This window comes from Spirosoma sp. (assembly GCF_026391055.1).
Taxonomy (GTDB): domain Bacteria; phylum Bacteroidota; class Bacteroidia; order Cytophagales; family Spirosomataceae; genus Spirosoma.
On sequence record NZ_JAPLET010000024.1, the window covers coordinates 115818 to 133032 of the forward strand.

Below are 17215 nucleotides of genomic sequence, written 5' to 3' on the forward strand. Positions count from 1 at the left end.
GCAACCTTTAGGCCTTGTCGCTTGTTTTGTAGTACGTCCTAACGGGTGTTTAGGCTACGTTCCGATTGCTCGTCCCAATAAATACAATAACCTGCCGACCCAGATGGTTGGCACCACGGTATGCCTGAATTTGATTACAAGCAAGAGTTAGCCAAAGTACCACACGAACCGGGCGTCTACCGGTATTTTGACGCAACGGGCGAGGTAATCTATGTGGGTAAAGCCAAAGACCTGAAGAATCGGGTCAGCAGTTATTTTACCAATTCAAAAGGGCACGATCGAAAAACCCTGCGGCTGGTAAGCCAGATTCGAAAGATTGAGTTTACCATCGTTAACACAGAGTTTGACGCATTGCTGCTCGAGAATCAGCTAATCAAGCGGTATCAGCCCAAGTTTAACATTTTACTGCGCGACGATAAGACTTATCCATTTGTATGTGTCACAAATGAACACTTTCCACGGGTTGTAACGACCCGGCGAATCGACCGTAAACTTGGCACTTTTTATGGCCCTTTTGCGAACTTAAAGCCTATGTACACGGTGCTGGATATGTTTAGCCAGCTGTTTACGATCCGAACGTGTAATTACAACCTCGCCCCCGAGAACATCGAAGCCGGGAAGTATAAGGTTTGTCTGGAATACCACATAGGCAATTGCAAAGGCCCATGCGAAGGCAAACAGGCTGAAGAAGACTACAATTCAGATATTGAGCAGGTTCATCATATCTTGAAAGGCAACCTAAAGCCTGCTCAGGAGTATTTTAAGAACCAGATGGTTGAAGCAGCTAATGAATTGGCGTTTGAGCAGGCACAGAAGTATAAAGAGAAAATGGATGTGCTACAGCGGTTTCAAAGTAAATCGACCGTTGTTAATCCGAAAATTGCCGATGCGGATGTGTTCTCCATTGCCTCAGATGAGGTTTCGGCGTACATCAACTTCATGAAAGTGGTTAACGGAACTATCGTTCAGACGCACACCGTAGAAATCAAGAAAAAGCTCGACGAAACGGATCAGGATTTAATGGCTATGATGATTATTGAGTTCCGGGATCAGTACGGTAGCCAGGCGAAAGAAATCATATCAAACATCCCGCTTGATATTGACCTGAAAGCTGAAGTAACCGTTCCGCAGATTGGCGACAAAAAGAAACTGCTGGACATGTCGCTTAAAAACGTACTCTACTTCCGGCGCGAGCGACAAGAGCGGGCCGCCGCCGAAGCAACGGCCAACGCTAGTAAAAAGGATCGTGTGTTGATTCGGTTAAAGCAGGATTTGCAATTAAAAACATTGCCGAACCGTATTGAATGCTTTGACAACTCAAATATTCAGGGCACAAATCCTGTATCGGCAATGGTATGCTTTATCGGCGGAAAACCCGCAAATAAAGAATATCGCCATTTTTCTATTAAAACGGTTATAGGACCGAACGACTTCGCAAGTATGTATGAAGTCGTTACGCGACGATATACACGCGTTTTAACGGAAGATACCGGCCTGCCAGACTTGATAGTCATTGACGGTGGCAAAGGGCAGCTTAGTGCCGCCTGCGATGCCCTGAAAGACCTCGATTTATACGGTAAAGTACCGATCATCGGTATTGCCAAACGACTTGAAGAGATTTATTTCCCGGAAGACAACTTACCGCTGTACATCGATAAAAAGTCCGAGTCACTCAAGCTTATCCAGCGCATACGCGATGAGGCTCACCGGTTTGCTATTACCTATCATCGGGATAAACGCAGCCGCAACAGCCTGATCAGCGAGCTGGAGAATGTAGAAGGTGTCGGCAAGAAAACTGCGGCCAAGCTTTTGAAGCATTTCAAAGGCGTCACCAAAATTCGGGAGGCCAGCTTTGATGAGGTGGCTGAAGTTGTGGGGAAAGACCGTGCCGTTAAACTTAAGCAGTACTTCGACACTATTGAACAATAAGTAAAGCGGCTTCCCGGCCGCTTCAAACCACAAAAAAGAGCGGCCGTTGAGCCGCTCTTTTTTTAATATTCCCAGAGGCTATGCTCTGTTTCCATTAGTTCGTATTCAGTCTGGTATGATTTCAGTAGGCCTTCTCGGTCACCGTACATACCTACCAGATCCGTATCTCCTGGGTTAGCTACTTTCGTGATCCGGCCATAGAACAGACGAAGATCGAAGGCATCGGCCAGGTTTTTGTGCTGAGCCTGGTTTTGCGGATTATACCAGATAAACTTCTTCGGGTCGCTGCGGAACAGCTTGTCGAGGTCTTTATATTTGAACGTAGCAATTGGCTTTTCATAACCGGCCTGGTTTTTATCAGCAGGCAGTAAAAGCGTTACCGTTTGAACGTCATAATACAAGCGCGAACGTTTCCGGTCAAAAACCCAATCCTCTCTCACTTCAAGTATGTTCAGTTCTTTCGGAAAATACTCGTCTCCCGAAAGAGTGGGGGCAGCCGCTACAACAACCGAATCCTTCTTAGGTTCTACAACGGGAGCCGCTACTTTGCCTTTACCTTTTTTACCTTTTGCGTTTTTGGCTACTGCAGTTTTCTTTTTGGGCGCTCCCCAACCATCATCCGCAACGGCGGGCTCTGCTGCTTTTTTAGGGGTTCCCCAGCCATCATCAGCTGGTTTCTTTTTATCCTTTGCGGGCGCATCCCAACCGTCGTTAGCACCGGCTGCCTTACCATCTTCGGTAAAACCAGCGGCTTTTTCTTCAGCAGATAAGCCTCCTCCCGTGTTCGGGATCAACATGTTTTCATGAAATTTCTCAATCGAGATTTTTGTCGTGCACGAATCATTCGCGTAAGCATCGATCAAACCAGCTTTGACGGCATCAATCAGGTATTTCGAAATTTCGTTGTTCTTTGAGAACATCGATTGATTCTGCTTCTCCTTCAGGTCGATACGACGCCAAAGGGTCTTCTTCATCATAATGTCGTTCTCATTTATAGCACGAACCGATAGCGCGTTTGTACCGTTACTTGCTTTTTCCTGAGCCAGGGCCTCCCCTCCTGCCAGCGCCAGCGTAGCTACGGCCAGCACACCAGCATATCCTATCGTTCTAAATTGTGTCATGGCTACTATTTGTTGTCAATTCAGTATGTTAACGGTCAGCAAACCGCTTTAGTGCGTTAATACAGCGAAACCTGCTGAAGTAAGCTACCCATTGGCACATCACTAACTTCACCTCTGAAATTCTGCCGCTGTACGCCTTCAATCTGGATAACAAGACGGTCGCCGGGTTGTGCTTCAGCAGCCAGCGTACCAATTGATCCACCACCAGCGCCTACAGTAACAAATGTTACGCGCTTGGTGCCTCGCACCAGCGATACAGTTGCTCCGGTTGTGCGGAATTTGGCATCATCTGGCGAGTAAGCAGCAAAGCTTGGATCGGAAACTGCCTGAATCCGTACGCTACGCGCCGAAGAAACAGGAACACCACGAGGATCACTAGCACGAGTACCACCTACGAAAACTTCAATCGTTGGGCGAGGTACTTTATTGACGCGGAATCGTTCCGTGCCCAGTAAGCTACCCGAGTTGCTGATGTTAAGCGATACGTTAGCTGAACTCGGTACAATGGTAATTTTACCCTTTTCACCTGATTGAACGACGGCAGCCCCATCGGCCGAGAAGCTTGGATTCCATAAAGCACCCAATTGAGGGCTTTGAATACTCAGTTTGTTAGCACAGCCCAGATACAGAGGAGGCATTGTACCCGTCTCAATCTGATATGATGGTTTTGCTACAAAATATTCAGCTGTGAGAGGTACGGTTTTTAAACCCGCTGCTGTCTGATAAGCAATGGAACCGGTGAGTGTACGACGGGCAAGACCATTTTTGTCATAAGCCCCACCTTGAGCCGTAAACTCAATGATTCCCTGACCATCCTGCATACGAACAGCTGCTCCGTTCAGGCTCATCCGGGGCTGAATACCAGATGAAGATGCCGCTAGAAACATTTGTCCTTTAAACTTCGTACCGGCAACGACCACTTTCGAATCCATGCTGAGCATGGCAATGATCTTGTCGAACTTAACATCCTGAGCACCTACTTTACTTGCAAGTACATCCAGTACTTCACCTTCAAGTCGACGAACATCTGCCTGCTTCTGGCTCAACACAGCCAATGCTGCGGGCACCGGCGTTTGAGCGAAGTTTAGTTCGGCAAAATCTTTGCGCTTCTGATCAGGCGAAAGGCTGGCGATAGGATCGTCTTTACCATCCAGCGCCATTGGGCCATACTTGTTACCAGAAAGTCTGGAAAGCTCTTCAACATACTTGTTAAGCTGATCTTTCAACTTAAACGCAGCCCCATTGCGGTTTGTACCGATCATGAGTTGAGCTACAGATTCTTCTTCGCTTAGGTTTTTGATATTCCCGGATTCATCCCGGCCACCGCTTGATTCAACAATTTGTTCCTTTAGCTTGTCAAGTTCACCACTTACTTCAGCCGACAGTTTTCGAACTTCATCGGCCTGTTTAACAATGGCTAAATCAGCCGCCCGGTTACCGGACTTCTCAACTGTTCCCCGGATGTTATCAAACGTCGACTGGTTTACCTTGCTAACGGCCCCAATCGATTGTTCCAGACTGTTGTTAATTAAAACGAATTTCTCCAGAATGGCCGACGTGACTTGCAGAGCCAGTAATGCGGTCAAAACCAGATACATCATCCCGATCATCTTCTGACGGGGTGTCTCTTTTGTGCCTGCCATAAACTATGGTAGTGATAATAAAAGTTGTGGAAAGGCCGCCTTAGCGGTTATGTTATGAGAGTGGCGTGTTTACCATGTCAGTTACAGAGCTTAGCTCCATAACTGACACAGGTACACTATTGAATTACTTATTTTCCGTTACCCCGCATGGCAGTCAACATACTACCATATACGTTGTTAAGGGAAGCTAAATTACCAGTCAGTTTAGCCAGTTCGTTTTTAAACTGCTGGGTATCGCGGCTGGCATCACTCATGTTTTCCATTGCGGCCGTCAGGCTACCATAGAATGCATTCATGGCTTTCAGATGCTTGTTTGTGTCTTGCAATTCCAGTTCATACACAGCATTCAAAGCACCCATGTTCTTGGTAACTTTTTGAAACTGATCACGGTAATCTTTGGCATCGGTTGTTGCATCGGCCATTGAGTTCATGGCGGTGATGGCCGTACCATAGGATTTATTCATTTCGCTGATCGAACTTGCCGCCGATTTCACATTACGTGCGTAATCGTTGGTAGCTACCGTAGCATCGGTCAGGTCGGTAAGTTTCGTTACTGTTTCATTCAGGTTGCGGAAGCCGGAGCCCAAACGCTCGAAGACATCAGGAGTAACTTTGGCCTGTGCCAACATTTGATCTAGGTTTCCAGTCAGGCCATTCGCCTGCGGAGTCGGTTTGCGGGCTTCTCCTTTATAATCGTCTGCCAATTCAGGGTAAACCCGTTCCCAGGCATAGCCATCGTCCGTTGCAGCGGGCATGGTAAAACTTTGAACAGCGTATAAGGCAAAAATGACAACTTCTGTTAATAAGCCGGCTGTTAAAAGCCAGCCGAATTGTTCATTGTGTGTAATCTTAGCCCAGGCTCCGGCAATTACGACGGCGGCTCCGGCACTATAAATAGTTGGTACTAAACGATCCCAAAAGAAACTTGAGGACTTTGCTGCTGCCATGATAAGCTATTGTTGGTTGGAATAGGTAATTAACTGTGTGCGGGTACTACTTTATTGCCCTTACAGGCATTTCTGAATTTAAATTATGCCTTTTTGGCTGATGCTTTCTTGGTACTGGCGCTTTTACTCTTGCTCTTCCCCCCTCCAACACGACCCGACGCAGTCCGACCTTCCAGATTATCCATTACACAACGGAAGCCAATGTATGAACGCTTCTCATTTTCATATTCGTAATAACGTGTACCCGTTTCGAGGTAATATGCAATATCTTTCCAGGACCCGCCCCGAACCACTTTGCGAGGCTCATCTGCATTTTGATTATCTGGGTTCATATCCCACACGATGGCATTGGTGTTATCGGCGTATGCATCCCGGCACCACTCCGCTACGTTGCCAGCCATATTATACAGACCATAATCGTTGGGGTTATAAGCCGTTGCCGGAGCTGTATACGGGTAACCATCTGCATCGAAGTTACCACGCTGGGGCTTAAAGTTTGCCAGGTAACATCCTTTACCATTGGCAACGTATGGGTTACCCCAGGGATATTTAGCTCCGTTTTTACCACCTCGTGCTGCCCACTCCCATTCTGCTTCAGAAGGAAGACGGAAACCAAACGACCGGTAACCGCCATCTTTCGTACGGAAATCGTCGAGCGTATTGGTACGCCACTTACAAAAATGTTTAGCAGCCACCCAACTTACACCAACAACCGGATATGTATCAAAGGCAGGGTGAGCATAGTAGTGTTCCAGCATAGGATCACCATTATGGTAAGTAAAGTCGTTTTTCCAGACAGTTGTATCAGGATAGTACTTAGACATAATTTCCTCCTCTCCCAACGTCGATACGGAGTCGGCGAGCAAGGCATTTACATACTGACGATACTCATGGTTGGAAATTTCAGCATCGTCCATGTAGAACGAGCTAATCGTTACCTGCCGGTTCATATTGATCTGGGTAGCGGCTACATCTTCGTCAGCCTGTCCCATAATAAATGAACCTGACGGTACCAGTACCATGCCAAAGGGAGTTGGTTGTTTCCAGCCTTTACGTCCGGTAGCGGTAATCTCACCATTCGTAACGCCTACTTCACCACCATTACCGCCTTTACCGCCAAATTTTGACTTCAGAAACCCACAACCTTGCAAAAGCAGTACTACTGCTGCGACCGTCACTACCCGGGTTGCGTTGACTGTTAACCAGTTATACTTCATCGTTATCGAACTTTTACCTTCTTCTTGTGCGAGACCAGACTAAAAACGAAAATCTGTTTGGTTATTGTATGTTAAATTCAGGTTCAGCGTATTTTCCTACAACCTATTTACGAACATACGTTTGTTTATGGCATTATACGTGTACTCTTTCTAAACTCCACTTCCTCAAAAATAAGGCCTCCGCTGCAAACAGCCTAACAAGAATATTGCCAAAAAAGCAATTTTGTTTAAATTCTGTGCTGATTTATGTATTTCATGAGCCATCAGTACCTGAAACGTGGTGTTCTGATGATTGGCTTCCGGCGAACATCGGGGGCAGGCAACGCATACGACAACAAGATTTCGTGCGATGTCGGACTCTTTACCTGTGTACCTCCTGCTGTTATATCCAGGGCGTATCCCAGACGCAGTGCGTTATTACGCATCAGGTTAATACCGGCAGTAACCATAACCGCGTCTTTCAGTCGATAGCCTACTCCGCCCCATATACGATTGTCGTAGGTAGCTACCAAGTTGACAGTAGCGGTTGAACCTTTGATACCTTCGTCTGTGCTGTACTGCACTAAAACGGACGGCTGAACGTCAATGTTGTATCCGATACCAAGCCTATATCCTGCGGTCAGGTAAGCCTTTCTGTTAGCCACATCCGTAGAACGGTCGGCGAGGTAACTGTAAGTGGCACCGTTTAAGTGCGTCATACTTACTCCCAGCCAGTAATCCGTTGTGTTATAATAAATGCCAGCGCCAATGTCAGGCTTAAATTGATTGATACGACCAGTTGTCAATAATGGATCGCCGGGATCGCCGGGGCGAAACTGATCGAAATCAAATCCCCGATTAAACATGCCTGCCTGTACGCCTAAAGCGAGCGTTCCGTTTTTCAAAGTCATCCGATAAGCATACGAAACCTGTACCGACTGATTTATCGACGGTCCGTATTTATCGTTCATAGCATAAATTCCAATCCCGCTTTTGATTTTAGCCAGTGGCATATTAAATGACAGAACCTGTGTGCTTTGAGCAGCGCTTCCATCGCCAGTACCCATTGTCTGATACCCGGAATACTGTGTTCTATGCGTGATTTGCATTCGTGATACGCCCTCCGACCCAGCTGCTGCCGGGTTATAATAGAGCGGATTGTACATGTACAGGCTGAGTTGCGGATCCCCCTGAGCAAAGGCGTTTTGCGTTGCAATCGTCAGTAGTAAAAAAGCAAAAACGTAGAATGTGCGAATCATACGACCTACCAGAATTCAGAACAGCTGTTGATAACTGGAGCAACGTTCTTATAAACAATACCACAGTTTACAAGTAAACGCCCGCAACACCAAATTATTCAAATTATTGACCCCAAAATAAAAGCTAAATGCCGGAAATGAGGTGAAGCGCTCGATTCCGGCATCTAGCCTATTGATAACGGCTATCGTTTATAAATTGTTAGCCTTTTTTAAGTACAGGTCCAGCGCACCCGTCATAGACGGTGCATTGGGCAAGGGGGCTTCAATATCGAGTGTTAAACCCGCTTCTACAATGGCTCTGGCCGTTGTAGGGCCGAAAGCCGCGAGCCGGGTCCCGTTCTGATTAAAGTTGGGGAAATTGCTCATTAACGAGCTAACGCCCGAAGGACTGAAAAAAGCTATGATATCATAACTTTCAATGTCAAGATCTGATAGATCGGTAGGTACCGTATCGTACATAACTGCCTCGGTGAAGTGAAGGCCGCTGGTATCCATAAACTCCGGAATGTCATTCCGGCGAATGTTGGAACAGGGGAACAAAAACTTCTCGCTCTTGTGCTTTTTGATCAAATCGAAAAGCTCGGTTGCTGTTTTTGTTCCGTTGAAGATTTTGCGCTTCCGGATAACAATGTACTTCTGAAGATAATTAGCTGTCTGCTCCGAAATACAAAAGTACTTCATATCAGCTGGCACCTCAATTCGACCTTCCTGGCAAATCCGAAAAAAATGATCAATGGCATTCCGACTGGTAAAAATGATAGCCGTGTGTGCCAGGATATTTATTTTCTGACGCCGAAAATCCTTGAATGATTCTCCCTGTATCTGAATGAACGGGCGAAAGTCAATCTGAAGATTATACTTGCTAACCAAATCAAAATAAGGAGATTTTTCGTCGGCGGGTCGGGATTGGGTCACTAACAGCCGGTTTACTTTCGTGAGCCGGTTTTCTGTGGATTGCATGCTTGTTTCGTTCATTGAATCTCTACTCGGTTCAACAGCTGATTATCAATTATAAGTACTTGACTAAGCACTTGCTATTGAGAAAGGCTAACTTATCACTGCCCCGTTGACCATCAAAGTGCGAAACGCAAACCAATGATCAGCGGAATCAATTCAACGATGCAAAGGTATGAAAATAAATAAAGATTCTTGATAGGCTCCAGACTCCGTATGGCGAAGTACAGTAACATTAATCGGGCTATATAGAAACCAACCAGTGGTAATAGAAGCATATTAGGCTCTAACGTTATCATATGCACATTATAGGCAATGATCGTTAAAACAAGCGCACAGGTAGTGAAGAACAGAAGAGATGATTGAAGTACTTTAAAATAGTGCACATAGATAATGTCCTGCAATTTGTATAAACCTCCAATTACCTCCAGAAGAAAATATTTACTGATTAAACTCACAAACACCAGCCCGCTCACCAGGAAGTACTCACCAGCCAGCCAACCAAACTGCTGATTACCAAGCAACAAGGACCTGGAATCGAATACATCAAGGTTACGGCTTTGGACAAAGACAATCAGATAAGCAATAACAAAGCTGAGGTTCAGCGTAAACAGCAGGTTGGTACTACTCAAAGGCCTGTTTATTAAAAAAGACTCTTCCTGCGCACGAAGCGACAGTAGATCGCCAAGGCTGTAGTACCGTTGAAAAGCTCGCTGATAAAATGTAAACAGGAACGCGTGGGTTGCCAGCAAAAACACCAGCCCCAGGCTTAAAAAATTATCGTAAAGCGTTCGTGGACGAGGCCGGATACTCAGATTATCGTCGCTTAGAACAACCTGCTTCTGGGTAGCCGATTTTGGATAGCCGATATAAAGCTGCTTATCAGTAAGACCGGGAGCCCCGTAGATCGTAAGGAATATCTCGGGCTGACGATAGACTCGGAACAAACTGTCAATGTTTAACACCTGCCATTCATTGGCGCGGAGTTTACGTTTGAGTGCCGCGTTGATAAAAAGGTAACCATCCCGTCGGGTGGAGATCAGCAAACTATAGTGCCGGTTGCTTTCGAGGTCGATGTATGCGCTTAAGGCTGTTTCATCGGTATGCTGTTCCGTTACGTAGGGAATGTAGGCTCTGGCTCCCTCATCGTAGACCAGAAAGTCATCCCGAAAATCATGGATAGGGTAATAGCGGCCGCTGGGCCCAATACCTGTGATGCGAGGTTGAGCCGTAACGGACAAAACGAAAAAGAGCGAAAGAACGAGAGAGTGAAAAAGTGGCATCGGATGGATATGTACCCAACTTGGCATATACTTTTTCACTCTCTCGTTCTTTCGCTCTTTCACTCGTTACTTAATTTATTTTCCTAATGCCTTTAGCATAGTATCGCCAATAAGCGCTGGAGATTCGACGACGTGAATACCACATTCACGCATGATAGCCATTTTGGCCGCTGCAGTATCATCTGCACCGCCGACGATAGCCCCGGCGTGGCCCATCCGGCGACCTTTCGGCGCGGTTTGACCGGCAATGAATCCAACGACGGGTTTGCGGTTTCCATCGGCTTTGATCCAGCGGGCGGCTTCGGCTTCCATACCTCCACCAATTTCACCAATCATCACAATCGCTTCCGTATCCGGATCGTTCATGAGTAGCTCAACGGCCTCTTTGGTTGTAGTACCAATGATCGGATCTCCCCCGATACCAATGGCTGTCGACTGGCCCAAACCCGCTTTTGTGAGTTGGTCAACGGCTTCATAAGTCAATGTCCCTGACTTAGATACAATACCGATGGTTCCTTTGGTAAAGATGAAACCTGGCATGATGCCTACTTTGCACTCTTCGGCGGTCATTACACCAGGGCAGTTGGGACCAATCAGGCGAACATCTTTGTCGGAAAGGTAGTTTTTTACGGCTACCATATCTTCCGTCGGAATACCTTCGGTTATGCAAATAATAACTTTGATACCGGCTTCAGCCGCTTCCATGATTGCGTCGGCGGCAAAAGCGGGCGGAACAAAGATAATAGAGACATTGGCCCCGGCTTGGTCAACAGCTTGCTGAACGGTGTTAAATACGGGCCGGTCGAGGTGGGTTTGACCACCTTTGCCAGGCGTTACGCCCCCAACGACGTTGGTGCCGTATTCGATCATCTGCTGGGCATGAAAACTGCCTTCCGAGCCAGTAAAGCCCTGGACGATAACTTTGGAGTCTTTGTTAACTAAAACACTCATGACGGTTTGTAAATCGTTGGCGATACGGTTAATTATGTACAGAAACAAACAACGAAAGCAGCAGAGATTCAGAAAACGGTCACCTTCTTTCTTCTTTCGTTGAGTAGGCCTGTATCTTTTAAAAAGTTGGGCAAAAGTAGCCGAAACTTCGTAAATTACGTGATGATTTTTTCGCACATCCTTTCCGGCTCCATTTTAGCCGGGGCGGGCGTCGGGGTGTTCTGGCACTTTTTTGGACGCATTTCCCTCTTCAACCGACTTTTATGGGGGTTCTTTTTGTTGACAACGTCAGTAGCGGCCCTTATTGGAGTGGCCCTTTTCGCTGGTAATAAATCGCTGGAACCGCTTCACCGGTCCATGATCGTCCTCTCTGATACACTGGGGGTTGTATGCGTGGTAACGGCAGTTTATGCGCTGCTGAACCAGCGGACACTCACCCTGATTTCCTTCGTGACGACGGTTCTGTTTGGCCTGTTTCTTTTTATTTCTCTTCTTTTGCCGGAGGTGCGCGTTTTCACGCCCATTGTACCGTCAATGGGAATTTTGATATTGATGCTGCTTGCCGTTTTTTCGTTACTCCAGCGAAATAAACGGGGCCTTTGGGTTGTCATGGCCGCCATGATGATGGGGTTAGCCACCAAAGCCGACTCGTTCAACAGTCTGATTCATCCAACGGATTTTTATCACTACGCCACCACCTTAGCTCTCTGGTTTTTCGGGAAAGCTTCCGATTGGCGCACCGGTACCCGGTAATCGTAGCCCATCCGTTCGTTTAAAAAGTTTGTCAAACAGGTAACCAATGCCTTCGCAAAGCAGTTACTCTTTGACTAAATTTCTCAATACTCAACGAACGTGGACTTACTTGAATTAACACACGACCCTGCCGAAGCAGCCCGGGCCGCCCGACTGGTTTACATGAGCGATACGATGCCAGGGATCAAACGCCAGCGCATTGGTGACGAATTCAGGTACTTCGACCACAAGGGCAATGAAGTAGACGCGCCCGAGATTCTGACCCGTATTCGTAGTCTCATCCTGCCACCTGCCTGGGAAAATGTCTGGATAAGTTCCAAAGTAAACGGGCACTTACAGGCCACGGGGATCGACACCAAAAACCGCAAACAATACCGCTATCACCCGAAATGGAACGCCATTCGAAGCCAGACGAAGTTTTTTCGGATGGTTGCTTTTGGCGAAGCCCTCCCCCTGCTGCGCGAACGGTTAGCCAAAGACTTAAAAACAAGCGAATTAACCCGTGAGAAAGTCATTGCTATTGCGCTGAGTGTTATGGAACAAACCCTGATCCGGGTTGGCAACGCGGCTTATGAGAAAGAATATGGCTCTTATGGCCTGACGACGCTGAAAGACAGGCACGTAAAAATGGAAGGTACCGAGGTCCGGTTCAGCTTTAAAGGTAAAAAAGGCGTTTATCACGATATTACCCTTCACGACCGTCGACTCTCCCGTCTGGTAAAGGCCTGTCGCGACATTCCCGGTAAAGAACTGTTTCAGTATTTCGATGAAAACGGCGACCGCCACCCTATCGACTCGGGTATGGTCAATGCCTATCTGCACGGAACCATGGGCGAAGATTTTTCGGCCAAAGATTTCCGGACCTGGGCCGGTACCGTGAACGCTCTGCGGCTTCTGGCCGAACTGGAACCTTGCGAAACGGAGAAAGAACTGAAGAAAAATGTGAATACAGTGCTGGATGAGGTCTCCCATAAGTTAGGAAACACCCGCACCGTTTGCCGAAAGCATTATGTCCATCCGCAGATTCTGGAGGCTTATGAATGCCAGGACCTGAACCCCTACATCAAGCAAAAAGCTCGCTTCAAGCAAACCAGCCCTTACGGACTGGACGGTATCGAAAAGTTGTTGTTGAAATTTCTGAAAGATGAGATTAAAACAGTCGTGAAGACCCCGGCAGCGAAGAAGCTAGTAGCCTAGTCCAATTTACTGTACCGCTTTTACCCACTTTGTCTGATTGCATCGGCGGCAGTTTTGCAGACCGACAGTTGCGGTAAACGACTCCACATATCCGCAGTTGCAACAGGCATACTTACCCGGCTCCTCAATTTGCTCGATGTCCTTTTTCAGTTCGTTGGGCAAAATGGGAAGTCCAGCTTTGACCTCATCGGGCTCAAACTGAAAAACACTTAGCTGACCGTTATGCTCCAGAATAGCGACACGTACCTGCCCCAGATGTTCAACGCCCGCAACGCGTAAGTCGGAGAACAGTTCCTCCAGGCTTAAATCTTCCCGGTCAAAATTTTCGGTAAAAATACAGCCGTTTTCAACAACATAGACGGCTTTGCCTTCAAGTACCTTGCGAACAGTCTTGTTGCGGTCGCTGATGTATGTCGCGAGTTTATAACAACTCATCATGACGATGAAAACAACAACGGCCGAAGCCATTGGAACATCATCATAAAACATGGGATCGCCCGCTGCGGAACCCAGTCCGATAACCAGAACGAGTTCGTAAATTGACAGCTGTCGTACTTCCCGTTTCCCTGATACAGTAAGGGCAGTTAACAGGATAATGAACATGAAAGCTGTCCGGAAGGCTACTTCGCCGAGATACGTCCACGGAAGATCGTGGATAAACATTCGCCCCCAGTCGAAGGGCTGAACAGGTTCTGACATGGTTGAGTATAAGAGAAGAGTGGCAAACAGGTACTATCCTGCGCTGAGTTGGTAACCCACATTCAGCGATAACTGTTTGCCATCGGCTCTTACTGCCCTAACTCCTGGGTGATGGTGCTGCTCAGGCGAAGCAGTTCGATCTCGGCGGCTTTCGCGTTGAATTCGGCCTCGATCAAACGCGTCTGGGCATCAATGGCATTACGCTGCACATCGCGAAACTCAACAAATGTGGAGTTCCCGATCCGGTAACGATCATACGCAATATCGACGTTCTGGTTAGCCAGCTGGTTGTTCTGCACTTCAAGGGTTAGCAGACGAATGCTCGTCTGATAAGCCTGATAGGTCTGCACCAATGCCAGCTGCAGCTGAAGCCGTTGATTACTTTCCTGATTTTGTGCGATCAGGGTGTTTACTCTGGCGTTCTGAATCTGCCGTTTCAGATTGTAGCCATTGAAAATGGGAATCGTTGCCGTTATGTTGTAGGTCAGTGCCCCGGTACGGCCGGTTGCTACCCCAAAACCGCCCTGGTTGTCCTGAAACTGGTAATTGTAGCCCGTCGTAGCCGACACCAGCGGTAATTGGGCAGCATTGGCTAGTCGAACATTCAGATCTGCAATTGTCCGGTTCAGTACGGCGGCTGCCAGAAGCGGGTTGTTGGTGCTCAGCGATTGCTGAAGAGACTCCAACTGGAGCGTTGGCCGAACAATGATCGTATCCCGTACGGCAAACTCGGCTTGTGGGTCTCGGATGAGTTGCGAATTCAGTAAGGTCTTGGCGTTACGAAGTGCCTGTTCCTGCGAAATAAGCGCAGCACTATCGGTATTGTAGTCGACCTGAGCACTCAGAAAATCAACTTTCGAGCGCGTGCCAACTTCGTAGTTGGCACGGGCCAGTTCGAGCCGTTCACGCGAGATGTCGAGTGCCTGACTAAAGGCAATCAGACGCTGCAACTGCCGCACAACGTCGTAATAGCTGGTGGCGATGCTGGCAACAGTAGCTTCAACGTTGGCCCGCGTGTTCACCGTCCCGATTTTTACTAATTGGGCTAATTGATTGTATAAAGTTGAGCGGGCATAGCCATTAAAAACGGTATAATTTAAGTTGACACCCAAATTAGAGGTCCGGTTAAAGATGCCGCGTGCTTCCTGAGGGGGACGAATGTTATCAATGAAGGTCTGACGAAAATTCTGTATCCCACCGTTTGAAGTACCGTTAAACGTCAACACGGGCAGATAGCCAGCATTACCCTTAGTAAAGTTGTTTCGGGCAATGTCCTCTTGAGAGCGATTGATTTGAATCTGATAGTTCTTCTCAATGGACTGAGCAATAGCCTGTTGCAGTGTCAGCACTTCGCCAGGTTGCGGAATTGTGGCTACCGTGAACGTTCGTTGCTGAGCACGTTGTATGGCATTTGGAGTTTGTTGAGCGAGGGCAGAAAAGGAGATACAGGTAAAAAATATCCAGCTACTGAGCTTCATTGAATTAAGGTTATCTAGGACTGTTAGGACAAAATTACGAGAATCTGCGATTAGCTGGTTGGCTTATTAACTTTCTCCTAACTTGCAGTTTTCCAAACCGTCCATTATGAACCGACTCGTACTGCTCATTCCCGTACTACTTACCCTGATCTCCGGCTGTTCGTCCAGAAAAAAAGCCGATCTGCTCGTTACCAATGCCCACATTTATACCGCCGATTCCAGCTTCTCCGTTGCCGATGCCTTTGTGGTTAAAGACGGTAAATTTATAGCCGTTGGCCCGGCAACTACCCTGAAAAACGAGTATGAAGCCGATAGTACCGCCGACCTCGGCGGCCAGCCTGTGTATCCAGGTTTCTATGACCCACATGCTCACTTTCTGGGGCTGGGCCAAGTACTTAGCCAGGCCGATCTGGTAGGCGCTGAGTCGTATGATGAACTGCTCGAACGGCTGAAAGTATTCCGCAAACAGCACCCCGATGCCCTTTGGCTTACCGGCCGGGGCTGGGATCAGAATGACTGGCCCGAAAAAACGTTTCCAACCAAAGAAAAGTTGGACGCGGCCTTTCCCGATGTTCCGGTAGCGCTGATGCGGGTGGATGGCCATGCCCTGTTTGTCAATTCAAAGGCGCTCCGGCTGGCTCAGGTAACGGCGGGCTCGAAACTGCCGGGTGGCGAAATTATTCTTGCCAATGGACAGCCAACCGGTATTTTAGTCGACAATGCCATGCAGCTTATCAAGCGGGTAATTCCCCAGCCCGATCTCTCCGATAAAGCGAACATGTTACTGGCTGCTGAAAAAGTTTGCGTGTCGCTGGGCCTGACCAGTATCTCCGACGCGGGTATTAGCCCCGACGAAATCAACCTGATCGACAGCCTCCACAAATCAAATAAACTGAAAATTCGGGATTACGCGATGGTTAGCCTTGGCGAGCCAAACCTGAATTATTTCCTGAAACGCGGCCCATTCCAAACCGACCGGCTGACAGTTCGTTCATTTAAACTCTATGCCGATGGCGCATTGGGTTCGCGGGGGGCCTGCCTCCGGAAACCGTACAGCGACCGGCCCGAAACCGGCGGCTTTCTGCTCCTTGGTCCATCTGAACTGGAACGGGTCACGAAACTACTGTACGACTCAAAATTCCAGGCCAACACGCACTGCATTGGCGATTCGGCAAACCACCTTATGCTTGATCTGTACGGTAAATTGCTGAAAGGCAAAAACGACCGACGCTGGCGCATTGAACACGCTCAGGTTGTATCGGCCGATGATTTCTGGAAGTTTGGGCGGTACTCGATCATCCCATCCGTTCAGCCAACGCACGCCACTTCTGATATGTACTGGGCTACCGAGCGGCTGGGACCTATCCGGGTGAAAGGTGCCTATGCGTTCAAGGACTTGATGAAGCAGAACAACCTGATTGCATTTGGCAGCGATTTCCCGGTAGAAGCAGTGAACCCCTTGTTCGGCTTTCACTCGGCGGTAGCCCGTCAGGATGCGAAAAACTTCCCGAAGGGGGGATATCAGATGGAAAACGCCGTTGACCGGAAGTCCGCATTGCTGGCTATGACGCGCTGGGCAGCTTATGCCTGTTTCGAAGACCATCTGCGCGGCAGTATTGCACCTGGTAAGCAAGCCGACTTTGTGATTCTCGACCGCGACATCATGACTGCCCCCGCTCCCGAGCTTCGGGCTACCAAAGTAAAGCAGACCTGGATTAGTGGCGAGCGCGTGTTTTGATCGTTTGACAGGATTAGCAGGATTGGGCGACATCAATCCTGCTAATCCTGCAAAAAAATAGTTTGTC

Annotated in this window: 14 protein-coding genes; 4 read left to right on the forward strand and 10 right to left on the reverse strand. The window is 47.9% G+C overall.

Going from position 1 to position 17215, the window contains the following annotated elements; all coding sequences use genetic code 11:
- Positions 1-120 precede the first annotated feature (120 nt).
- Entirely contained in the window at positions 121-1929 is a 1809-nt protein-coding gene (gene uvrC, locus NT073_RS20880) for an excinuclease ABC subunit UvrC (RefSeq protein ID WP_297377313.1), read from the forward strand.
- A gap of 62 nt (positions 1930-1991) precedes the next feature.
- Here uvrC and gldN read toward each other — a convergent pair whose 3' ends face one another.
- The 8 genes from gldN to sucD all read right to left on the reverse strand — a co-directional run bounded on the left by gldN (position 1992) and on the right by sucD (position 11283).
- Positions 1992-3050, reverse strand: coding sequence for a gliding motility protein GldN (gldN, locus tag NT073_RS20885; protein ID WP_297377315.1), 1059 nt, complete (start codon positions 3048-3050; stop codon positions 1992-1994).
- Positions 3051-3106: 56 nt separating this feature from the next.
- A complete protein-coding gene (gene gldM, locus NT073_RS20890) occupies positions 3107-4693 on the reverse strand; it encodes a gliding motility protein GldM (RefSeq protein ID WP_297377317.1) in 1587 nt (528 codons plus the stop codon).
- A gap of 128 nt (positions 4694-4821) precedes the next feature.
- Positions 4822-5640 carry a gliding motility protein GldL gene (gene gldL / locus NT073_RS20895; protein WP_297377319.1) on the reverse strand — a complete coding sequence of 273 codons (819 nt, stop codon included), beginning with the start codon at positions 5638-5640 and terminating at the stop codon, positions 4822-4824.
- An 83-nt stretch (positions 5641-5723) separates the two neighbouring features.
- A complete protein-coding gene (locus NT073_RS20900) occupies positions 5724-6857 on the reverse strand; it encodes an SUMF1/EgtB/PvdO family nonheme iron enzyme (protein ID WP_297377321.1) in 1134 nt (377 codons plus the stop codon).
- A gap of 263 nt (positions 6858-7120) precedes the next feature.
- Positions 7121-8095, reverse strand: coding sequence for a type IX secretion system membrane protein PorP/SprF (locus tag NT073_RS20905; RefSeq protein WP_297377323.1), 975 nt, complete (start codon positions 8093-8095; stop codon positions 7121-7123).
- A 189-nt stretch (positions 8096-8284) separates the two neighbouring features.
- On the reverse strand, positions 8285-9070 hold the full coding sequence (locus NT073_RS20910) for a uroporphyrinogen-III synthase (protein ID WP_297377325.1): 786 nt from the start codon (positions 9068-9070) through the stop codon (positions 8285-8287).
- Positions 9071-9168: 98 nt separating this feature from the next.
- The gene (locus NT073_RS20915; protein WP_297377326.1) at positions 9169-10332 is read right to left on the reverse strand and encodes a DUF4271 domain-containing protein; all 1164 of its coding nucleotides are present in this window, start codon (positions 10330-10332) and stop codon (positions 9169-9171) included.
- Positions 10333-10407: 75 nt separating this feature from the next.
- On the reverse strand, positions 10408-11283 hold the full coding sequence (sucD, locus tag NT073_RS20920) for a succinate--CoA ligase subunit alpha (protein ID WP_297377328.1): 876 nt from the start codon (positions 11281-11283) through the stop codon (positions 10408-10410).
- 162 nt (positions 11284-11445) lie between these two features.
- On the opposite strand from sucD, the gene NT073_RS20925 reads away from it, so the two are divergent.
- Both NT073_RS20925 and NT073_RS20930 read left to right on the forward strand, forming a co-directional pair.
- Entirely contained in the window at positions 11446-12036 is a 591-nt protein-coding gene (locus NT073_RS20925) for a hypothetical protein (protein ID WP_297377330.1), read from the forward strand.
- 99 nt (positions 12037-12135) lie between these two features.
- Positions 12136-13233, forward strand: coding sequence for a DNA topoisomerase IB (locus NT073_RS20930; protein WP_297377332.1), 1098 nt, complete (start codon positions 12136-12138; stop codon positions 13231-13233).
- A 6-nt stretch (positions 13234-13239) separates the two neighbouring features.
- Here the strand turns inward: NT073_RS20930 and NT073_RS20935 are convergent, their stop codons facing one another.
- Both NT073_RS20935 and NT073_RS20940 read right to left on the reverse strand, forming a co-directional pair.
- Positions 13240-13932: a YetF domain-containing protein gene (locus NT073_RS20935; protein WP_297377334.1), complete on the reverse strand. Its 693-nt coding sequence runs from the start codon at positions 13930-13932 to the stop codon at positions 13240-13242.
- A gap of 89 nt (positions 13933-14021) precedes the next feature.
- Complete coding sequence (locus tag NT073_RS20940) at positions 14022-15410, reverse strand: TolC family protein (protein ID WP_297377336.1); 1389 nt, start codon at positions 15408-15410, stop codon at positions 14022-14024.
- A 106-nt stretch (positions 15411-15516) separates the two neighbouring features.
- Here NT073_RS20940 and NT073_RS20945 point away from each other — a divergent pair, with 106 nt between their 5' ends.
- On the forward strand, positions 15517-17148 hold the full coding sequence (locus NT073_RS20945) for an amidohydrolase family protein (RefSeq protein ID WP_297377338.1): 1632 nt from the start codon (positions 15517-15519) through the stop codon (positions 17146-17148).
- The last annotated feature ends 67 nt before the right edge of the window (positions 17149-17215 follow it).